Source organism: Bacteroides sp. 519, from assembly GCF_010500955.1.
In the GTDB taxonomy this organism is placed as follows: domain Bacteria; phylum Bacteroidota; class Bacteroidia; order Bacteroidales; family Bacteroidaceae; genus Bacteroides.
Genome location: NZ_QVMJ01000001.1, coordinates 208,139 through 224,575 on the forward strand (window position 1 = coordinate 208,139; position 16,437 = coordinate 224,575).

A 16,437-nucleotide genomic window follows, 5' to 3' on the forward strand; every position below is an offset into this window, starting at 1 on the left:
GTCCTCAACAATAATACCCCCGAATTCAAGCGAATTTCGGGGGTATTACATATTATTATAATTGAAAAGTAAGCCACTCCTATGCTTTGCGGTAGCCCTTATCCAAAATCTTTTGAATATCCGATTCCCGGTACAAGGTTTTACCGCCGAAGTGAGTGTAGGGGATTCGTCCTTCCGTCCTGTATTCCTGCAACGTCCGGCGGCTCACTTTAAGCCGCTCTGAAACCTGTGTGTCGGTCAGAAACCGTTCCCCTTTCAGGGTAGGTCTATAATCTGCCAATGCTGTTTCTATTTTATCCAGCATCTTGTCGAGCGAACAGAAAAATGCCTTAATCTGCTCATTCTCTTTTGTTATAACTTTGTTTTCCATGCCATTATAACCCAACATTGTTAATGACTTTTTCCACGTCTTCCGGCTTGTAATACATTTTCCGGTTGATTTGGCTGTATGGCAACTTTCCCGTTTCACGCAAGTTCTGCAAGGTGCGTGGACTGATATTCAGAATAAGGCAGACGTCCTGATTATCCAACCATTCGTCAAGCCTTTTGCCAACGTGCGGTTCACACAACGCTCCCACTTTCCGGGCAAACGCTTCAAAATGAAACATCATCGCCCTGTATGTTCCGGCTTCTATACTCACTATTTCCATATCTTTTTTTCTTTATTCGTTTGTACTATTGCACGGGGATAGCAAAGATATGGTAATAATACCAACAGTATATCAATTGTTTACGCCTTGCGTACCTATGTCCGGCTTTGTCTTGGCTAAAAGCCGGATTTCTTCTTTGCGGTTATTCCGGTTAAACCGATTTTGATTCTCCGCCCATAGAATGTTACGGCGATGAATGTGGATTCTTCCAGTCTGTTTCTCTTTATAATTTCTTCCCCCTTTTAGCTACACCTGCCGCTGATGAAACGCACGCGGAAGTGATACGATTTCAGGCGCGAAAGTATTCCCATGTTCCGGTAGCCCCCGCAAGGTCAAGCCTTCGGTTTCGTGAAAAATCTTCCTCTTTCCCTCATGCTTCGGGCGAGCGTATTTGTTCCCGAAAACCTTGCGTGGTCTGAACATGGACTTGTCTTGCCCCCGAAACTCGATAACTCCGACGGCTCCGAGCAGCATGAAGATTAAAAAAAAGGTCAGAAATTATGAAACAGACAGAAAAAATATCGAAACAGCGATTCACCTTCCTTCCAATCAGCATTTGGTGGATTTTGAAAGTAGCCTTTGCGGTAGCAGGGTTTGCCCTTTGGGGTTGGTCATTCGTGGCGGTGGTAGTGGGTGCTTGTATCCTTTGGGAGATTGCAAAAACGGTGCTTTCGTGCCTTGTGTCGCTTCTGGTGTTGGCTGTCATTATCTGCCTTGTAATAGTATTAATTTTCTAAATATCAACAGTATGAAAGCAAAGTATTTTAATTCGGTAGGCTCTATTGAAAGCCATGTGCAAATTTTCCCGCATCACACTTTTATTATAATTCCTCAGCCGAGAGCGTGTGAATGTGGAACGGTAAGAATAGCATACGAAGTAACGGACAGGCAGGACAATGATATACTTGATATTCTTGTAGTATGCCCCATTTGTGCCAATAACCCTAAAAATAGACAGTAATATGACACAGCCTAAAATGAACCTGCACGGAGTATCAATATGCCCCGCAGGAGAAGAAAATTACGAGCGTTACAAGGATTTTCGCGGGAAGTGGCTCTTCCAATACGATTATCGGGATACGGACGGCGAACTTTTTAGCGTAGTGATGCCAACCCTTACCGAGTGCCGAATGAGGCGGGATAAGTGGTTAGCAAAGAAAATTCATCATTCAAATAGTTAAGAGTATGAAAACGAACGAAGTAAACGACAGTATCATAGGCAAACGGTGTAAGTGCATTTTTACAGGCTTAATGGTTACAGGAACTATCGAAAGCATAAACGTAACCGAGTACACCGCAGAGGTAATGGTACGTTTCGATGAACCGCACTCGTGGGGAAACGAGATATACGAATATGATTGGGCACACGCCCGACTACATGATGAATTTGGCTCACTTCAATATCTGGAAATCATAGACGACCAATATAAAACCGTCAAAGTAGCATTTGAAAAGCCCATAAGGGAGATTAACCGAATGTTTACCAATGATTACACGAATTGGGGCGTAGTCAATCTGAAAGAATGGTGCGATAGCTATGAAAGTAGCAGGTTTACGCAAATCGGCGAACATTGCGCCATTATCACATCCGAATATAACATGGAGTATGTAAGGGAGTGGCTTATGAAAAATACCCCTGTAAAGGAAATTGAAACAATCATCTGAAAATCAACAATATTTTAAAAATCATTCAAATAATTACAGTTATGACAGCAATTAAGAACAACGGCACAGCCGTAGCAGTACAGACAAGCGAGAAAGCAAACGAAGTAGTAACCGCAGTAGTGGTACGCACCCCCGACAACGGACAGCACAAAGCCGTAAACATTCCGTCCGACCTCATAGAGCCAAGCAACTACAACGCCCGAAAAACGTTCGATGCCGATGCACTGGGTGAGTTGGCGCAAAGTATCTCCGTTCACGGACTGATACAGCCCATTACGGTACGGCGCAAGGGTGAGAAAGGCGAACATTACGAAATCATTTGCGGGGAACGCCGTTTCCGTGCCTGCCGTATGCTGAAACTCGCCGAAATTCCCGCCATTGTGCGGGAGGCGACCGATGAACAGGCGTATGACCTTTCAATCTCCGAGAACCTGCAACGAGAAGATGTGCCACCAATGGAGGCGGCAGAGGCTTATAAACGCCTTATAGACACCAAGCGTTACGATGTGGCAAGCCTCGCCCTGCAATTCGGCAAGAGCGAAAAGCACGTTTACCAAACGCTGAAACTTTGCGAACTCATTAAAGGCATTGCCAAACTCGTAAAGGCGGGTAAGCTGACTGCATCGGCGGGGATAGTGATAAGCAAGTACGACAAGAAAATACAGGCTGAAATACTGAAAGACCGTTTAGGCGAGGACGGACAGGGCGAATGGTGCAGTATCTCCGCAGGAGTTTTGGACGGCAAAATACAATCCTGCTATACAAACAACATCGAAAACTACCTTTTCGACAAGACCCCATGTCTGAAATGTCCGCACAACTCTACAAACTTCGACCTGTTCGCCACAGGGAGCGGGTGCGGAAGATGTGCGGATAAAAAGTGCCTCGATGCCAAAAATACGGCTTACCTCGTAGCGCAAGCCGAAGAAGTTGCCTTGCACGACCCGAAACTCGTTTTTATCGGGGAGCAGTACGGATATGAAAACGAGGCGACCCAAAAGGTACGCAAAGGCGGGTACGAATTTAAGAACGTACACACCTACAATCTAAGCCGATACCCGACAGCACCCACCGCACCGCAAGCCTCCGAGTACAAAAAGCCCGAAGATTTCGACAAGGCGCAGGAGAAATACGACAAGGAACAGGAACAATACACTAAGCAAACCGCCCACCTTGACCAGTTGAAAGAACAGGGCAAAATCCGTGTGTACGCTGAAATCGGCGATAAGGGTGTAAAACTCCACTACAAAGAGGTGGCAAGCAAAGACACCAAAAGCAACGAGCAGTTAATCTCCGACCTTACCGCCAAGAAGAAACGTAACACCGAGTTACAAGCGGAAAAGACCGCCGAGGGGGTAAAGGAACTTTTGCGTACCGATGAACTGCCACAGTCGGCATTTACCGCAGACGAGGAAACAGCCATGTATTTTTTCATGCTATCGAAATTGCGCCGTAGCCACTACAAAGCCATAGGACTGAAAGAAAATGACTACTACGGACTGACGGACGAGAAAAAGCTACAAATAGCCTCTACTCTTACCGAAGAACAAAAGACCGTGATACGGCGTGATTATCTGTATAGCCACCTGACCGAGCGAACAAATACGGTAGCCGACACGAAAGGCGGGTTATTGTTGGCGTTCGCCAAACAGCACCTACCCAAGAAAACGGCAGAAATCGAGGCGACCCATGCCGAGGACTACGGCAAGAAAAACGCCCGATTGGACGAACGTATCGCAGGGCTGAAAAAGGCAGAAAAACAGGCAAAAGCCGATGCCAAAGCGAAAAAGACGGCTAAAACGGTCGGAAAAACGGCAGACAAGGCAAAGAAAGCCACCGCCCCGACTGTAACCGCCAAGCCCAAAGACGAGCCGAAAGTACAGACGAAAGATACAGACAAAGCGGAAAGCACCAAGCAGACCGCCAAAGTAGCGGAGCAACCCAAAGCAATATCAACCCCGACAGCGGGAACGGTACAACTTGTAACCGTACCCCCGAAAGGCAAAACGGCAGAGGTAGCCACAGCAGTATAAACCGAATGACTAACAGGGGCGGGAGAAATCCCGCTCCATAAATTTACCCGATTATGACAACAATATTTGTATTATTTCAGACAGACGTACACCGCACAAAGGCAAGCCGTGTATTTTTCGGTGTATTCAGCACCGAAGTAAAAGCAATCGACCACGCCAAAGAAAACGGCTTGTATCGCCATGATGCGGAAGTCGTAATAATAGAATGTGAAATAGATAAATTTGGCGAGGTATGAGAATAGACGCATATATCGGCAATCCGATAATTGCCACGCAGGAACAGTATTACCAACTGGAGGAACTTTTGCACGAGATAGACCCCGACTGTAAAACGGTACAACTCCGACAGGATGTTGTTATAATCGAAAATATTGCGCGTAAAACGTTCCATTATCCACGCACTCCCTCTGTCCATTGGGTAGCTGGTCGGCTGCAATACATGGTCGAGAACGGGCTGTAAATGCCTATGGAAGCGATTTTGAGAACTTATATCCGGGCGGGGAAACTTTGCCCGGACTTCTTTTTCCATGAGCAATTAGCAGGGCTTTATGCGGAGAAAAGAAGCAAAAAGCCAATATATTTTAAGCCTTCAAAAGTAGCTTAAAATCAATTCAATATTTCATTTCAAATTCTCTGTGAGGCATTAGCGATATTAGCCTATCAAATAGAAGTGTTTTTTGTATGTAGGTTTCTTCCTGCAATATTCGCTTTCCTTTTTTTATTTCAACCAATCCGAAGTGATAAAGAAATCGCTCAAATGTACGCAAACAATAGCAATTGAAGCAATAATCCAGCACTGTACCATAAGTAGGCTGAACCGTTTCCAATAACATAGGAAAAGCCTTAAAATATTTCTCTGCATAATATCTCTCAGAACGCTCTGTATTCCCGTATATACTAAGCAGAATCAATGAAAAACCAAATCCAAGTTGCCCAATCGTTCCAGATTGCACGTCATCAGAATAATTATCAAAATAATGCCAGTTAAATTTCTGGCAAAAACCTTTGAAAATAGAATCGAACAGTTTCGAATCATCAGCGATAATTTTTGTTCCGGTCGCTGTCAAGGATAAAATCCCTTTGCGTTTTTTAATTATACCGGACGCTTCGGCTAATAATCGAGCCAAATGAACAGGCGTACAATCCATCTCCTTGCCTAATTTTGATATAGCATTTTCAATCATTTCATCAGGAGCACCCAAAGGATAAAGTTCCTGAACAATTTTAATCGGCAAATATCCGGCAGTAGTCAACTTTATTTGCCCATTTTGAGAGATAATTTCCGCAAATCGCTTCACCTGACGTAAAATGGGTATTTGAGAATATTCATGCGAACTAAGCGGATTGAAACATATTGGAGAATCTGCATCAAATGTAAAATGCAGAATTTTGTGCATCTCAAGGGACGAGTAACCCTCAAAATCTGTTCTTGGAGTATTATTTTGAGTGCGAAAGAATTCTCCCATTTTTTGGTTTAAATCTTCCATTGTTGGAGTTATGCCCTTAGCCTGCATTCGGTCTATATACTCCTGCAAATATTTAGTTGCTTCCTGTTTCATGCGCTTATAATTGTTGCTTCTGTGAAAATATAACTAAATAAAATTCTCTCTTTATTCACATATAGTAAATTCCCCTAAAGAAGCTGAGATTAAAGTAACCTCAATCATCGCTCCTACTTCAATGTTTTTATCCGGTAAGTTTGTCCAGCCTTCTATTTCATCAGAATAAAAATATCCCTTCGAATGAGTTTCCTTGACATATTTTACATCAATTTTTTCTCCATAATTGGGATAGATTGATTGTTCAAGATACTCTTTTCTTGTTAATGCTACAGTCTTTTTATTTTTATTAATTTCAGAAATAAAAAAATTGAAAGTATCACCGACTGGCAGATAGAATTTCAAATCCTCACTATCAATAAAAGCAAAATTTGAAATTTCTCTTTTTAGTATAAATGCTTGAACTATATATTCTCCATCAGTCAATTCAACATGTACGCTATTTTCAAAATATCTGATAATCTGACCTTTTACAGCCTGATTTTCGTCTACGTTCTTATACCAATCGTCAAATTGATGTTCAAATTGACGTTTAATACTAAATCTTACATTGTTTCTTTCAGCATCAAAGGTTATTGGAATAACTCTGATAGTATCTTTTTTATTGAATAGATTTTCAAAATTTCCAATAATCCCCCAACTAATCTCCGACCACCAAATGAACCCTGTATTATCATTATCAATATATTTTACCGCAATCCCTTTATCAGGAACAATATAAGCAACCTCAACTTCTACAATTTGGTTTGCATTTTTCTCGAAATATTCCAATTCTGGTGTTTTTGAAAGACGTTTAATTGAAACATCAATCCTCTTTCTTTCATGATTTATTGATGTAACACAAACTTCAATTTCTTCTTCAATACTAAACTGTGATGTAATACATTCTTTTATATCCCAAGATATTTCTTGTTTAACAAGCCAGCATTCAACTCCTTCACTTAATTCTCCAATAATAGTAAATTCGTTTATTTGTTTTATTAAGATAGAGATGGTATCTCCAATTTGCATTTGTTGAATGGCAACATCATCCCATGGATTTGGTAGATTTTCTATAGAACCAATAAAACTTGAAGAGAGAGAGCTGTATTTTTCAACTACAACATTTAAAATATCCCCGATTGAATACTTTTGAGTTAAGTCTAAAAAACGACTATACGTAGCATTATATTTCGGGATATAAATCCATGATTTTAAATTTGAGTTTGACACTTTGAGCCCAGTTTGAAGCCCTTGTTTATCTGTTTGAATTTTCTCAACCGTACAAGGATATACTTTATCTTCATTTAAAACAGCTTCAATATAATGCTTTGGGTCTGATTCGGTATCTTTACTAGACAGGATTATATGCTGCTTATCAGTATCTAATTCAATTATAGAAAGAAATAGTTCATCTTCTGAATTTAATACTTTCCGAGCGTCCTTTATTTCAATGTCAGAGAGTTGTTTGTTAGGAATGTCAAATTTTAGACCAAAAGCATTAACAACAACATGGTCTTTGTAAACACTATCAATAATTGCAGGTACATTAGTACTCTCCTCATAGTGTTTCTTTAGATTTTCCCAAGCAAGATAGGCAATCGTTGCTTTATTGGGTCTTAATGAATAGCAAGTTACAATATATTCATTCCCTTCGGGAGATGCACATTTGATTTTGGGATTCCGGTTAATTTGATCAAATCCTTTGGTAGCTGTTAAAATTCCAACAACATTGGACGCTCTTTCATAGCCATTGCCTCCTCTTGCTAAGATATATACTGAATTAAAGTTTTCAGTAGCATAATAATCTGCCCATTTTATATAAGCTGATGCTCCATATTTCTCCCACGTCTCATCTTTTCCAACTAAAATTACTCCTATTTTGAAATTTTTTGAGAGATATTTTAGATTAGTTCGCTCGTCAAACTCTCTAGTTGCTAATTCTTTAAACCATAAAAGAAGATTATTTGCTTCAATCCTATATTCAGAACTTGGTGGAAGAGTGTCTATTAGTTCGCCATAGAAATGAAATTCGGGTAACAATATATTTAAAAATAAACCCCTGTCATTGGTCGGTACAAGTGTTTCAAATTCTTGTATTGTTGAATTCTCAAATTCATTAAGTTTTTTTCTAAATGTAGTTAAAACCTCTTTTCTATTATTCCTCAGAATTATATGAGTTGTAAGTAAATCTATTGCTTCTGATGATGATTTTTCCAAATAGTCTTTAGCCTTTGCTATTAGTGCTGTCTGAACAAAACTTAACGTAGCATTATAAAAATTCAGATTGTGATCTTTTTTATCAAAACTCAGACAAACAATGGCCTCATTTTCTCTAAGTATATTTTTTTTGTTACTATCTGTTACCCACTCAATTTTACAACGAGGAAGTATCGGGTCTTCAAAATTCTTGTTATAGTCTTGAATTATTGAGTTCATAGTTCCTTCATACTCGCTTTCTACACTTAGTTTCCGAACTTTTTTCCCACTCCAGCCAATAAATTTCAGAATATCGCCCAACACGATTTTTCCCTTTGCCCATACTTCTCCAGCAAGATATATCCATGCAAAAGCAATCAATAATGGTGTCACTCCATAGATCAAAATTGATTTTATTAACTCATTCATTTGCTTACTGATTATGATTATACTCTTCTACACAAGTTGGGCTATCACAAACATAATCGTAGGAATCCCCTTTTCTTGGAATTATTAACTGAATATTTTTTAAGCTAATCAACTTTGAACATAATAAGCAAAACCTCTCACTTTGTTCGATTTTATCAAGTTCATTAACTGATTGAAGAAAGTTTTGCAAGTCTTCTTTAAATATTGCTGGTATTTTTTTCTTTTCCATGATGATAAAAGCACTTATAATCTCCGCAAAGATACCCATAAAAAAACACCTGACAAAATCGCTTGCCAAGTGTTTTTCAGAGAGTTACTCCAAGTTGTTTATCCATCAACCATTTCATTCTTCTGCCTACCCAATTTGCAAATTTATCTCTCGCCGGAACGCCAGCGGATTTGCGATATACGGATAGGAACTTGTCGCCCCGCCAGTAGTAACCGTGATTGTGCCGAAGCCGAATATCCTGCCTAAAATGCTTTGGTTTATATGCAGCCCCTCACACTTTGCCAGCACCAGTTCGACCGCCCGGCGACTGATTACACCTGTCTTAAGTATCACGCGCTTATTGGTAACGGCATAAGTCGAACCTATTTTTACGAGTATCCTTTGCACAAGCGATACCAGTCCGAAAAACAACATCAAAAGTCCGGCGTAATATATTACAGGTAATACTTCTTTTGGGGCTGTCATAAGAAAAACACCGATAAGCAACAGGATAACCGGTTGCATAAACAGGAAGAAATGTAGTTTGGCAACGTATTTTATTTCTTCTCCGGGTTGTAGATTTGTTTCTATGTAGTTCATAAATTATTGATTTACTGCAAAAATAAGAAGTTTAGTTGATTCCGTCGTGTTTTGCTGTCTGTATTTTCAATTCATATAGCAGATAGCACCATCCCGCCGGATTCAGAAAACAGCCCTCTTTCCTGATTTCATAATGTAAATGGCTGCCCGTTGATACTCCGGTATTGCCGACACAAGCTATTTGTTGGGTTATATTTACCGAGTCCCCAACATTCACCAGCGTTCGACTTAAATGCGCATAGAACGAACGGAAGCCTCCTGCGTGTTTAATTTCGATAAAATTCCCGTACCCCGAACAATATCCTTTACGGATTACTGTTCCGTTTCCGGTAGCATACACCGCAGTACCTTTTGGTTTCGGAATATCTATTCCCGTATGGAATTTTTGTACTTTATAAATTGGATGTAAGCGCATTCCGAAGTTCGACGAAACAACAGGGCATTTTACCGGAGAAATTACGGGATAGTCGCATAGCTCGTCAATCGTCATTTGCAGGGAATCGGCTACCCGCCTCAACTCCGCTACGGAGTAAGTTTTTTCCGTGAGGTATTCTATCTCCGACTTTCGGTTCGACTGTCCCGATACGGGCAAATGTAGTAGGGCGATGAAAAATATTAGAGTGTATTTCATAATCACGTTTTAAAAGCAGTAAGCACCCGAAATAATCCGGGTGCTTACCTATTACTCTAATCCTCTTCATTATTTTCGCTCTCCACCGCTTCGTTCTGAAATGAAAAACTCACTTCGTAGTATTGCCCGTAATTATCCTGCACCACCACGTCAATTTGTTGCTGGTCGGTCGAACGGGAAGTATAGTACATTCGGAACACCATCTTTTCGAGCGGGTAAAGATCGTTGGACGATAACAATGTGCCATCGTCAAGCCGCAGTTCCCCTTTCCCGTCCGGCTGAAAATACCGGATATAGTACCGTGCTTCGGAATAATCCCCCTCACGCACCAATGTACAGCGTATTTCAGCCGTTTCACCTTGTGTTATGCGTTTCTGCACAGGCATCGTTTCGAGATAAAAGCCGTAGGTTTTATATACGTCCAAATTGTCGGTGCAGGCAAACGCCAAGAGCGCGATTACGCCCACGCCGACCAGTATTGCGATTGTTTTTCTTATCTTTTTCATATCGAATTTAATTTATAATGAACTTTACTCCCAGGCCAAACATCGTATGAAAGTGTCCGGTAGAATTGCCCCATAACACCCGCTGGCGACCATTCAGGAGCAACACAATACGGTCGGCAAGATAGAGTTCCATTTCGAGCGTGATAGCCCCGCCATAAATAAAAGCGTCCTTATCCCGGAGTGTCGAACCATCATACAGGGTCTTTTCACCCCAGTTGCTTGTTTCGTAACCTGCCAACGCCGAACCGCCCAAATAGAAATGTACCGTTTTCGACCCGTCGGAAAGGAATTTCAAATAGTACCCTCCTTCAGCGGTAAACTGCGAAACAGGTATGTGGATCGCTCGGTACGGATAATATCTTTCCAAAAACTCCGCACCGAACACCCACTTATTCCCTTTTTTCGCATAGGTCGCCATCGCCACGCCGAAATAATATCCGGCTTCATTGTCTAAGGCGGACGAGTATATACCGTCCACCATTCCGCCTGTTACCTGTATGCCTTGCATACCCGGCAACTGACGCTGTGCGTGTGCTTGGTCTGTAAAGACCAGGCACAACACAAGCGTTGTTATAATAATAGGTAGTCCCTTCATGATTATTTCACTTTCAGTTCGTTAATAACCTTTGCACGTACTAAATCAGCATTCTCTACCGTAAAGGATTGGTGTCTGCCGCCGCTCTGTTCGTTCAGTTCGACAATCAGCATCTTATCGTCCGGTATCGTGAATTTAGGCAGCGTGAAGACCATACGCTCTGTACGGCTTCCGCCAATCAGTGTCAGGTTATTGTAGGCGCGAAGCGGCCAGATAACCTGTTCCTGAATCGCTGTGCGTTTGGCTACTTTCTTATCCACGATTTTGAATGTGACATAATTAATATTGAACGGTACGTTGGACGAGTTCTTTAACTGTAAATGGAAATACAACAAGCCATTGTGCGTATAAACGCCTTTTAGCGTGTATTGAATCCCGAAACGCTTGCTGCCGATATGCTTGATTTCCTTGCGGTCATTTTTATAGATTGACTGCATAATCAGCTTTACCAATAGCGGCGATTCCTGCCCCAACTCCTGCATATAAATATCGAGCGCGTTGTTAGGGCGGTTGGTTGCTTCCCCGTCGTGCAGAAAGTCCGTCATTTCTACTGATAGTTTTACAGGCTCATCGGCATATTTTACATTGAACGTGTAGTAACTACCGTCTTCCGTGATTACGGACAGATTACTCTCCCGGCTGAAATCCCGCAAAGCGGCTTTCACTCTCAACACGTTTTCCGTTCCGTCCGCTTTTGCCGCGAGAAGATCTGCCGAACCTAAATCGACATAGCGAATCGGTGCGGGGAAAATCACATGAACGGTTTTATTAAATGTAACTTCGAGCGCATAAGGTGGTATCATGCGGTTGAACGTTAGCGGGCGGGTAAAGCCCTGAAAGTAGTCACCCGTTGTCGGGCTGGTCGTTACTGTTTCTTTGACAGCTTCCGTGTTTTCGACTTCCTGCGCACCCGCAGTCATTACGCCCGCTACCAATGCGAGCATCAAAAAGATTTTTTTCATTGCGAATAATTTTAATTGTTGTTTTTAATTCTGTTATCTGGGATTTTTTTAGTGGCAGGCACAGCCTGTTTTATTACTTCTTTATTGCGTTTTAGGAAGCAGCAGTAGACCGTAATTCGCTTTCAGGGTTACTTTAACCACGCTCATTTTCTTACTCACATACTGCGAAGCTCCCTGAATCAAGCCTTTGCCAACGTCGGCGGCAAGCTGCGAACCCGCATTATCCGTTATCGAGATAGACGTTCCGGCGGATTGCGCCAGTTGCGCGGCTACCTCTTTGGCAGCGTTGATTTCATCGCTTCCCGGCACGAAGATTCCGGGTTGTCCGTCCATATCATAGACTTGCAGTTCCACAGGAATAATATTACCGCCATACTGGATTGAATTTACCGTTACGTTCATCCGCTCGCCACTGACCCGGCACGCGCCCGTGATAATGCTGTTCGCCGGGATCAGGATATTTCCCGCCCGCATCGGTTCCAAGAGCCGTATTTGCAACTCCCGTCCGCTGGTCAGCGTTATGGTCTGATACACACAGGCGCGAATGCTGTTTTTACTTGCCAGCGTTTCGTTTCCGGCAGCGGTAACGAAACCCATATTGCGGGGCTGGCTGAAAGCGGAGATAAACTCATCATCAGTCATGGGTGCGGATAGTAGCGACACCACATTGTGGCTCACATGACTTACAGGCTGAACAACTGCTTTATCTTTGGTCGATACCGTTTCCACCGGTTGCGAAACTTCGGTTACAGGTTGTGCCGTCCCCGGCATATACTTCGCCGCCATCGCATACGATTTTTCGAGTAGAGCCGTTTGTTCGTCCTCTGCCGCTTTTTGCGCTTCGACTTCCTCTAAGCGGCGTTCCAATTCCTGTATGCGCCCCTCAACGACAAGCTGATCATCTGTTTTTCCGGCAGGCTCTTCGTACCATGTCCCTAACTGACGGTTAATGTCGTTATAGGCGTTTGCCGACGAGTTAATCGAAGAAGCTGCCGAACGGGTATTGGCATTCCTCTCGAATAGTTCCGGGGTTTCGTTATATACCTGCCGTTCGTGTTCCGTCTCACTTTGTGCCGTTTGACGGTCGAACATATCCGATAAATCTTGTAGTGAACGCATTTTGGATTCTTCCCGCTGGCGCATGGCATCCTGTTCGTATGCCGCCCGTTTGTCGCCGACAATCCCTTCGTCTTTGGGTACGGGCAGTTCGGCGTTAAAGCCGCTCAGTCCCTCTGCCTCTTCTTTATCTTTGCCCGACGGGGCGAAGATAAACCACAGACACGCCCCGAAAACGAGGAAGAAAAGCGGGAAGATTATCATCTTCCTGCGCTTCTGTAATTGGGCGGTTGTCAGTTCTTTTTTGGCTACCGCCGACCGTTGGTTCGGTTGAACCGACTTCGGAGGTTCTTTTTTCACCTCCGGCTTCACTTCGGGCGCGGAAGTTTCCGGCAACCCTTCGTTATTCAAATTCTGTTCGTCCATATTCAAATTCGTTTAATTGTAATTGATAATTGATACTGTCCCTTCCTTCCTGTTCCGATTCCAGTTTCAGGGTTTCGATACGCTCGATTTCCATTTTGCGCCCTTTGTCCTTTCCGAAATTATAGATTGAAGAAACGGTCATGTAGATAGATAGTCCGCTGAATAAAACCAGCATCGTAACAATAAGAATAACCCGTCCGTCGGGACTTAACGGTCTGATAAGGTGGCGTATCCTATCTTCCAGCCACTCGTTTATGTTCTGAATGATTTTCTGTAACATAACGCACTTACCTTTCCGTTATCCGTATATCACGGTTTTCGACAATCTCGAATTTCTCCATCGTGAAGCCGTGCGGGTTGTTATCACTCCGTACCGAATTAATCAGGTCAGCCCGTGTAACAAGGCTTCGCTCGGTAATATTCGACGAGCGGATAATATACTGGCGGGCGTATGTTACCGTTTTATACGGGTACACATTGAAGTCGCAGGCGATAGAATCCACCTGCACGACCTGATTAATGTTACTTGAAATTATGCGGTTGTAATATCCCTTTTCCTGCATATCCTGATAGTATTTGAAAGCCGACCTGTCCACAAGGAACAGGGCGCGGCTCACATTACTTTCGATAGCCGATTTGTCGGGCGCGAGGGTAAAGAACAATTCATGAAATCGTTTTACGTGTTCCCGTGCTTCCACGGGACGGTTTTGCGAAAGGTCTTGTGAGAGGGCAAGCATGAGTGACTTGCCCTCGTCCAACACATAGATACGCTGGCGTTGCGCTTCGGCGAAGCTATACGACGACCAGACGGAATAACCCGTTATAGCGGCGCACAGTACCAAAAACACCATACCGAACAGGCGTATCTGTTTGAAACTTGTTTCGATATTTTTTAGACTTTTGAACTCCATTGTTTTAATTGTTTATTATTTCTTCAACATTCCTTTGATTGCTCCATAGCCTTTCTTAGCGAGTGAACCCGCCCGTCCGGCCGCGTTGCCCGCAGCGGCTCCGGCAAGTCCTCCGGCGATTGCACCGCCTTTGGTTGCCGCCGTGTTCATGGTACGGTTTGCGCTGCCCATACCGCCACTTTGGATAATCCAGCCCGCAACGGTCGGAATCGTGAAATACCCGATAATGCCGATAATCAGGAACAGGATATACATACCGTTCGTTTCATCCGGCACGTATGACGGATCTTTGAGCAGCACTATATCCTGTTGGAGCATCAATGCCTGTATTTTGGATAATACGGCGGAAAAGAGGTCGGCCACAGGAAGCCACAGGTACACGCTTATGTAGCGTGCGAGCCAACTTGTGAGCGTAGCCCCGAATCCGTCATAGACGGAGAGAGCGAACGACAGCGGCCCCAATATTGACAATACGATAAGGAAAAACGTTCTTATCGTGTCAATACTCAGGGCAGCAGCGTTAAAGAGCAGTTCAAAGAAATCGCTTATCAGCTTGCGAAACCACACTTTCATTGTGTACCAAGCGTGTTCCCACCACATGGATAGCTTTTCGCCGACTTGCCGGATACCCATTTCGCTCATTTTTTCCTCGTACACCTCATCATTGACAAGCCATTCCTTACCTTCGCGCACCCGCGCCTGATATTCCAGCGCATCGCGTTCGGCTTGCAGGGCTTCCACATTCTCGATCTGTGATTCTAAAATGGTATGTGTACCTTTTACCACAGGCGACATCACTCCGTTTATTGTTCCCAGCACGATTGTCGGAAAGAACATGATACAAAGTCCGATCACAAACGGACGGAGTAAGGGGAACACGTCGATAGGTTCTGCCCTTGACAGGGCTTGCCAAACACGGTACGCTACATAAAAGAGCGCACCCAGACCCGCTATCCCCTTTGCTACGCCGATCATATCCGCACAGAGCGGCATCATCTCTGTATAGAGATTCCGCAGCAGTTGGTGCAGGTTGTTAAAATCTATTGCAAGTAGTGTCATGGCTTACCAGTATCTTTCGGAAGGACTGCCATACAATGCTTTCACCCGCGCTACATCGCCTTGTTCCTTGCTCCTGATAAAAGATATAGCGATATTCTTATTGGAATAGTAGGTTACAAGGTTGCGGTAGCTTGCCATCTTCGAATGGATTTTGTCGATTATATCCATGCGCTCCGCATCCGACAGGGATAGCCCGTTGGAGGGCGTAACGATATTCTTAATATCGGTCAACAGGTTGCCGCTTTCCTTTAATAGTATGGCGTACCCATCGGATATTGCAGCCAGTTCATTCACCGAAAAATTCTTATCCGACAGCATTTTGTTAAAATTGGTCGAATAGATTTGGGAGATTTGACTTACCATTTCCACCGTTTCTTTTACCTTTCGGGCATCTTTTATCAGGTTATGCACCGATTTGAGCGCATCGTAATATTCTTTACCCTGACTGTAAATCTTTTGCATCTCCTTAAATGAGTTGATTACATTGGTCGCCGTTGTCGCCGTTTTGGAAACCGTCAGAATATTTTGCGCCAAGTTGGACGGGTCGATCACCGCCCATTGTGCTTTTGCCTCGTAGCCGCAAAAAGCGAGGGCTATCGTAAGGCTCAATATTATTTTCTTCATTGTTTTTACTTATTTAATTGTTAATATTCTTCATTGTCCGCTGACGGAAGCAACCCGAAAACAGGTTACTCCGCCCGGACATATTCGCCGTAATCGGAGAACACCAACACGTCGCGCTCCCCATCGTATGATATTCCCACACGCCCGTACAGATAGAAAAAGGTTATGCCCCACCGCCTACATAGCGGGCAGTTGTAAACCGTATCGGGATCGTATGCAAACCTGATCCGGTGGTGGCGCACCCCCGTGCGATAAATATGCACCTCCGGCATCCGGCATCTGTCCCCGCCGCCGCTTACCCACCGTCCCCGTATCTCTTCCAACAGAAAATATTGCTGGTTTTTC

The 16,437-nt window shown here is 43.4% G+C and carries 22 protein-coding genes; 7 read left to right on the forward strand and 15 right to left on the reverse strand.

Annotated elements, in window-relative coordinates; genetic code table 11:
- Positions 1-79 precede the first annotated feature (79 nt).
- On the reverse strand, positions 80-388 hold the full coding sequence (locus D0T85_RS00810; protein ID WP_370459901.1) for a helix-turn-helix domain-containing protein: 309 nt from the start codon (positions 386-388) through the stop codon (positions 80-82).
- Positions 375-650 (reverse strand): helix-turn-helix domain-containing protein, encoded by a 276-nt coding sequence (locus D0T85_RS00815; RefSeq protein WP_163209260.1) that lies wholly within the window; start codon positions 648-650, stop codon positions 375-377. Before D0T85_RS00815 ends, D0T85_RS00810 begins: the two co-directional genes overlap by 14 nt.
- 500 nt (positions 651-1,150) lie before the next feature.
- Here D0T85_RS00815 and D0T85_RS00820 point away from each other — a divergent pair, with 500 nt between their 5' ends.
- The 7 genes from D0T85_RS00820 to D0T85_RS00850 are packed head-to-tail and all read left to right on the forward strand — an operon-like array spanning position 1,151 to position 4,808.
- Positions 1,151-1,387, forward strand: a complete 237-nt coding sequence (locus D0T85_RS00820; protein WP_203558388.1) for a hypothetical protein — start codon at positions 1,151-1,153, stop codon at positions 1,385-1,387.
- An 11-nt stretch (positions 1,388-1,398) separates the two neighbouring features.
- Positions 1,399-1,611, forward strand: coding sequence for a hypothetical protein (locus D0T85_RS00825; RefSeq protein WP_163209262.1), 213 nt, complete (start codon positions 1,399-1,401; stop codon positions 1,609-1,611).
- Position 1,612: 1 nt separating this feature from the next.
- Entirely contained in the window at positions 1,613-1,831 is a 219-nt protein-coding gene (locus tag D0T85_RS00830) for a DUF3873 family protein (RefSeq protein ID WP_163209264.1), read from the forward strand.
- Between the two features lie 4 nt (positions 1,832-1,835).
- Positions 1,836-2,315, forward strand: a complete 480-nt coding sequence (locus tag D0T85_RS00835) for a hypothetical protein (RefSeq protein ID WP_163209266.1) — start codon at positions 1,836-1,838, stop codon at positions 2,313-2,315.
- A gap of 41 nt (positions 2,316-2,356) precedes the next feature.
- Positions 2,357-4,348: a ParB/RepB/Spo0J family partition protein gene (locus D0T85_RS00840; protein ID WP_163209268.1), complete on the forward strand. Its 1,992-nt coding sequence runs from the start codon at positions 2,357-2,359 to the stop codon at positions 4,346-4,348.
- A 53-nt stretch (positions 4,349-4,401) separates the two neighbouring features.
- On the forward strand, positions 4,402-4,584 hold the full coding sequence (locus D0T85_RS00845; RefSeq protein ID WP_163209270.1) for a hypothetical protein: 183 nt from the start codon (positions 4,402-4,404) through the stop codon (positions 4,582-4,584).
- Positions 4,581-4,808, forward strand: coding sequence for a hypothetical protein (locus D0T85_RS00850; RefSeq protein ID WP_163209272.1), 228 nt, complete (start codon positions 4,581-4,583; stop codon positions 4,806-4,808). The genes D0T85_RS00845 and D0T85_RS00850 overlap by 4 nt, the downstream gene beginning before the upstream one ends.
- A 151-nt stretch (positions 4,809-4,959) precedes the next feature.
- On the opposite strand, the gene D0T85_RS00855 is transcribed toward D0T85_RS00850, so the two are convergent.
- The 13 genes from D0T85_RS00855 to D0T85_RS00915 all read right to left on the reverse strand — a co-directional run bounded on the left by D0T85_RS00855 (position 4,960) and on the right by D0T85_RS00915 (position 16,092).
- Positions 4,960-5,907 carry a hypothetical protein gene (locus tag D0T85_RS00855; RefSeq protein WP_163209274.1) on the reverse strand — a complete coding sequence of 316 codons (948 nt, stop codon included), beginning with the start codon at positions 5,905-5,907 and terminating at the stop codon, positions 4,960-4,962.
- 51 nt (positions 5,908-5,958) lie between these two features.
- Positions 5,959-8,514, reverse strand: a complete 2,556-nt coding sequence (locus D0T85_RS00860) for a S1 RNA-binding domain-containing protein (RefSeq protein WP_163209277.1) — start codon at positions 8,512-8,514, stop codon at positions 5,959-5,961.
- A gap of 4 nt (positions 8,515-8,518) precedes the next feature.
- Complete coding sequence (locus tag D0T85_RS00865) at positions 8,519-8,743, reverse strand: hypothetical protein (protein ID WP_163209279.1); 225 nt, start codon at positions 8,741-8,743, stop codon at positions 8,519-8,521.
- 126 nt (positions 8,744-8,869) lie between these two features.
- Complete coding sequence (locus D0T85_RS00870) at positions 8,870-9,322, reverse strand: PH domain-containing protein (RefSeq protein ID WP_163209281.1); 453 nt, start codon at positions 9,320-9,322, stop codon at positions 8,870-8,872.
- Positions 9,323-9,353: 31 nt separating this feature from the next.
- On the reverse strand, positions 9,354-9,953 hold the full coding sequence (locus tag D0T85_RS00875) for a M23 family metallopeptidase (RefSeq protein ID WP_163209283.1): 600 nt from the start codon (positions 9,951-9,953) through the stop codon (positions 9,354-9,356).
- Between the two features lie 56 nt (positions 9,954-10,009).
- Positions 10,010-10,459, reverse strand: a complete 450-nt coding sequence (locus tag D0T85_RS00880) for a DUF3872 domain-containing protein (RefSeq protein ID WP_163209285.1) — start codon at positions 10,457-10,459, stop codon at positions 10,010-10,012.
- A 7-nt stretch (positions 10,460-10,466) separates the two neighbouring features.
- A complete protein-coding gene (locus tag D0T85_RS00885; protein ID WP_163209287.1) occupies positions 10,467-11,054 on the reverse strand; it encodes a conjugal transfer protein TraO in 588 nt (195 codons plus the stop codon).
- A 2-nt stretch (positions 11,055-11,056) separates the two neighbouring features.
- Complete coding sequence (gene traN, locus D0T85_RS00890; RefSeq protein ID WP_163209289.1) at positions 11,057-12,016, reverse strand: conjugative transposon protein TraN; 960 nt, start codon at positions 12,014-12,016, stop codon at positions 11,057-11,059.
- Between the two features lie 81 nt (positions 12,017-12,097).
- Positions 12,098-13,498, reverse strand: coding sequence for a conjugative transposon protein TraM (gene traM / locus D0T85_RS00895; RefSeq protein ID WP_163209291.1), 1,401 nt, complete (start codon positions 13,496-13,498; stop codon positions 12,098-12,100).
- Positions 13,476-13,778 carry a TraL conjugative transposon family protein gene (locus tag D0T85_RS00900; RefSeq protein ID WP_163209293.1) on the reverse strand — a complete coding sequence of 101 codons (303 nt, stop codon included), beginning with the start codon at positions 13,776-13,778 and terminating at the stop codon, positions 13,476-13,478. The genes traM and D0T85_RS00900 overlap by 23 nt, the downstream gene beginning before the upstream one ends.
- 7 nt (positions 13,779-13,785) lie before the next feature.
- Positions 13,786-14,409: a conjugative transposon protein TraK gene (gene traK / locus D0T85_RS00905; RefSeq protein ID WP_163209295.1), complete on the reverse strand. Its 624-nt coding sequence runs from the start codon at positions 14,407-14,409 to the stop codon at positions 13,786-13,788.
- 15 nt (positions 14,410-14,424) lie between these two features.
- Complete coding sequence (traJ, locus tag D0T85_RS00910) at positions 14,425-15,468, reverse strand: conjugative transposon protein TraJ (RefSeq protein WP_163209297.1); 1,044 nt, start codon at positions 15,466-15,468, stop codon at positions 14,425-14,427.
- Between the two features lie 3 nt (positions 15,469-15,471).
- Positions 15,472-16,092: a DUF4141 domain-containing protein gene (locus tag D0T85_RS00915; protein ID WP_163209299.1), complete on the reverse strand. Its 621-nt coding sequence runs from the start codon at positions 16,090-16,092 to the stop codon at positions 15,472-15,474.
- Positions 16,093-16,437: the final 345 nt, after the last annotated feature.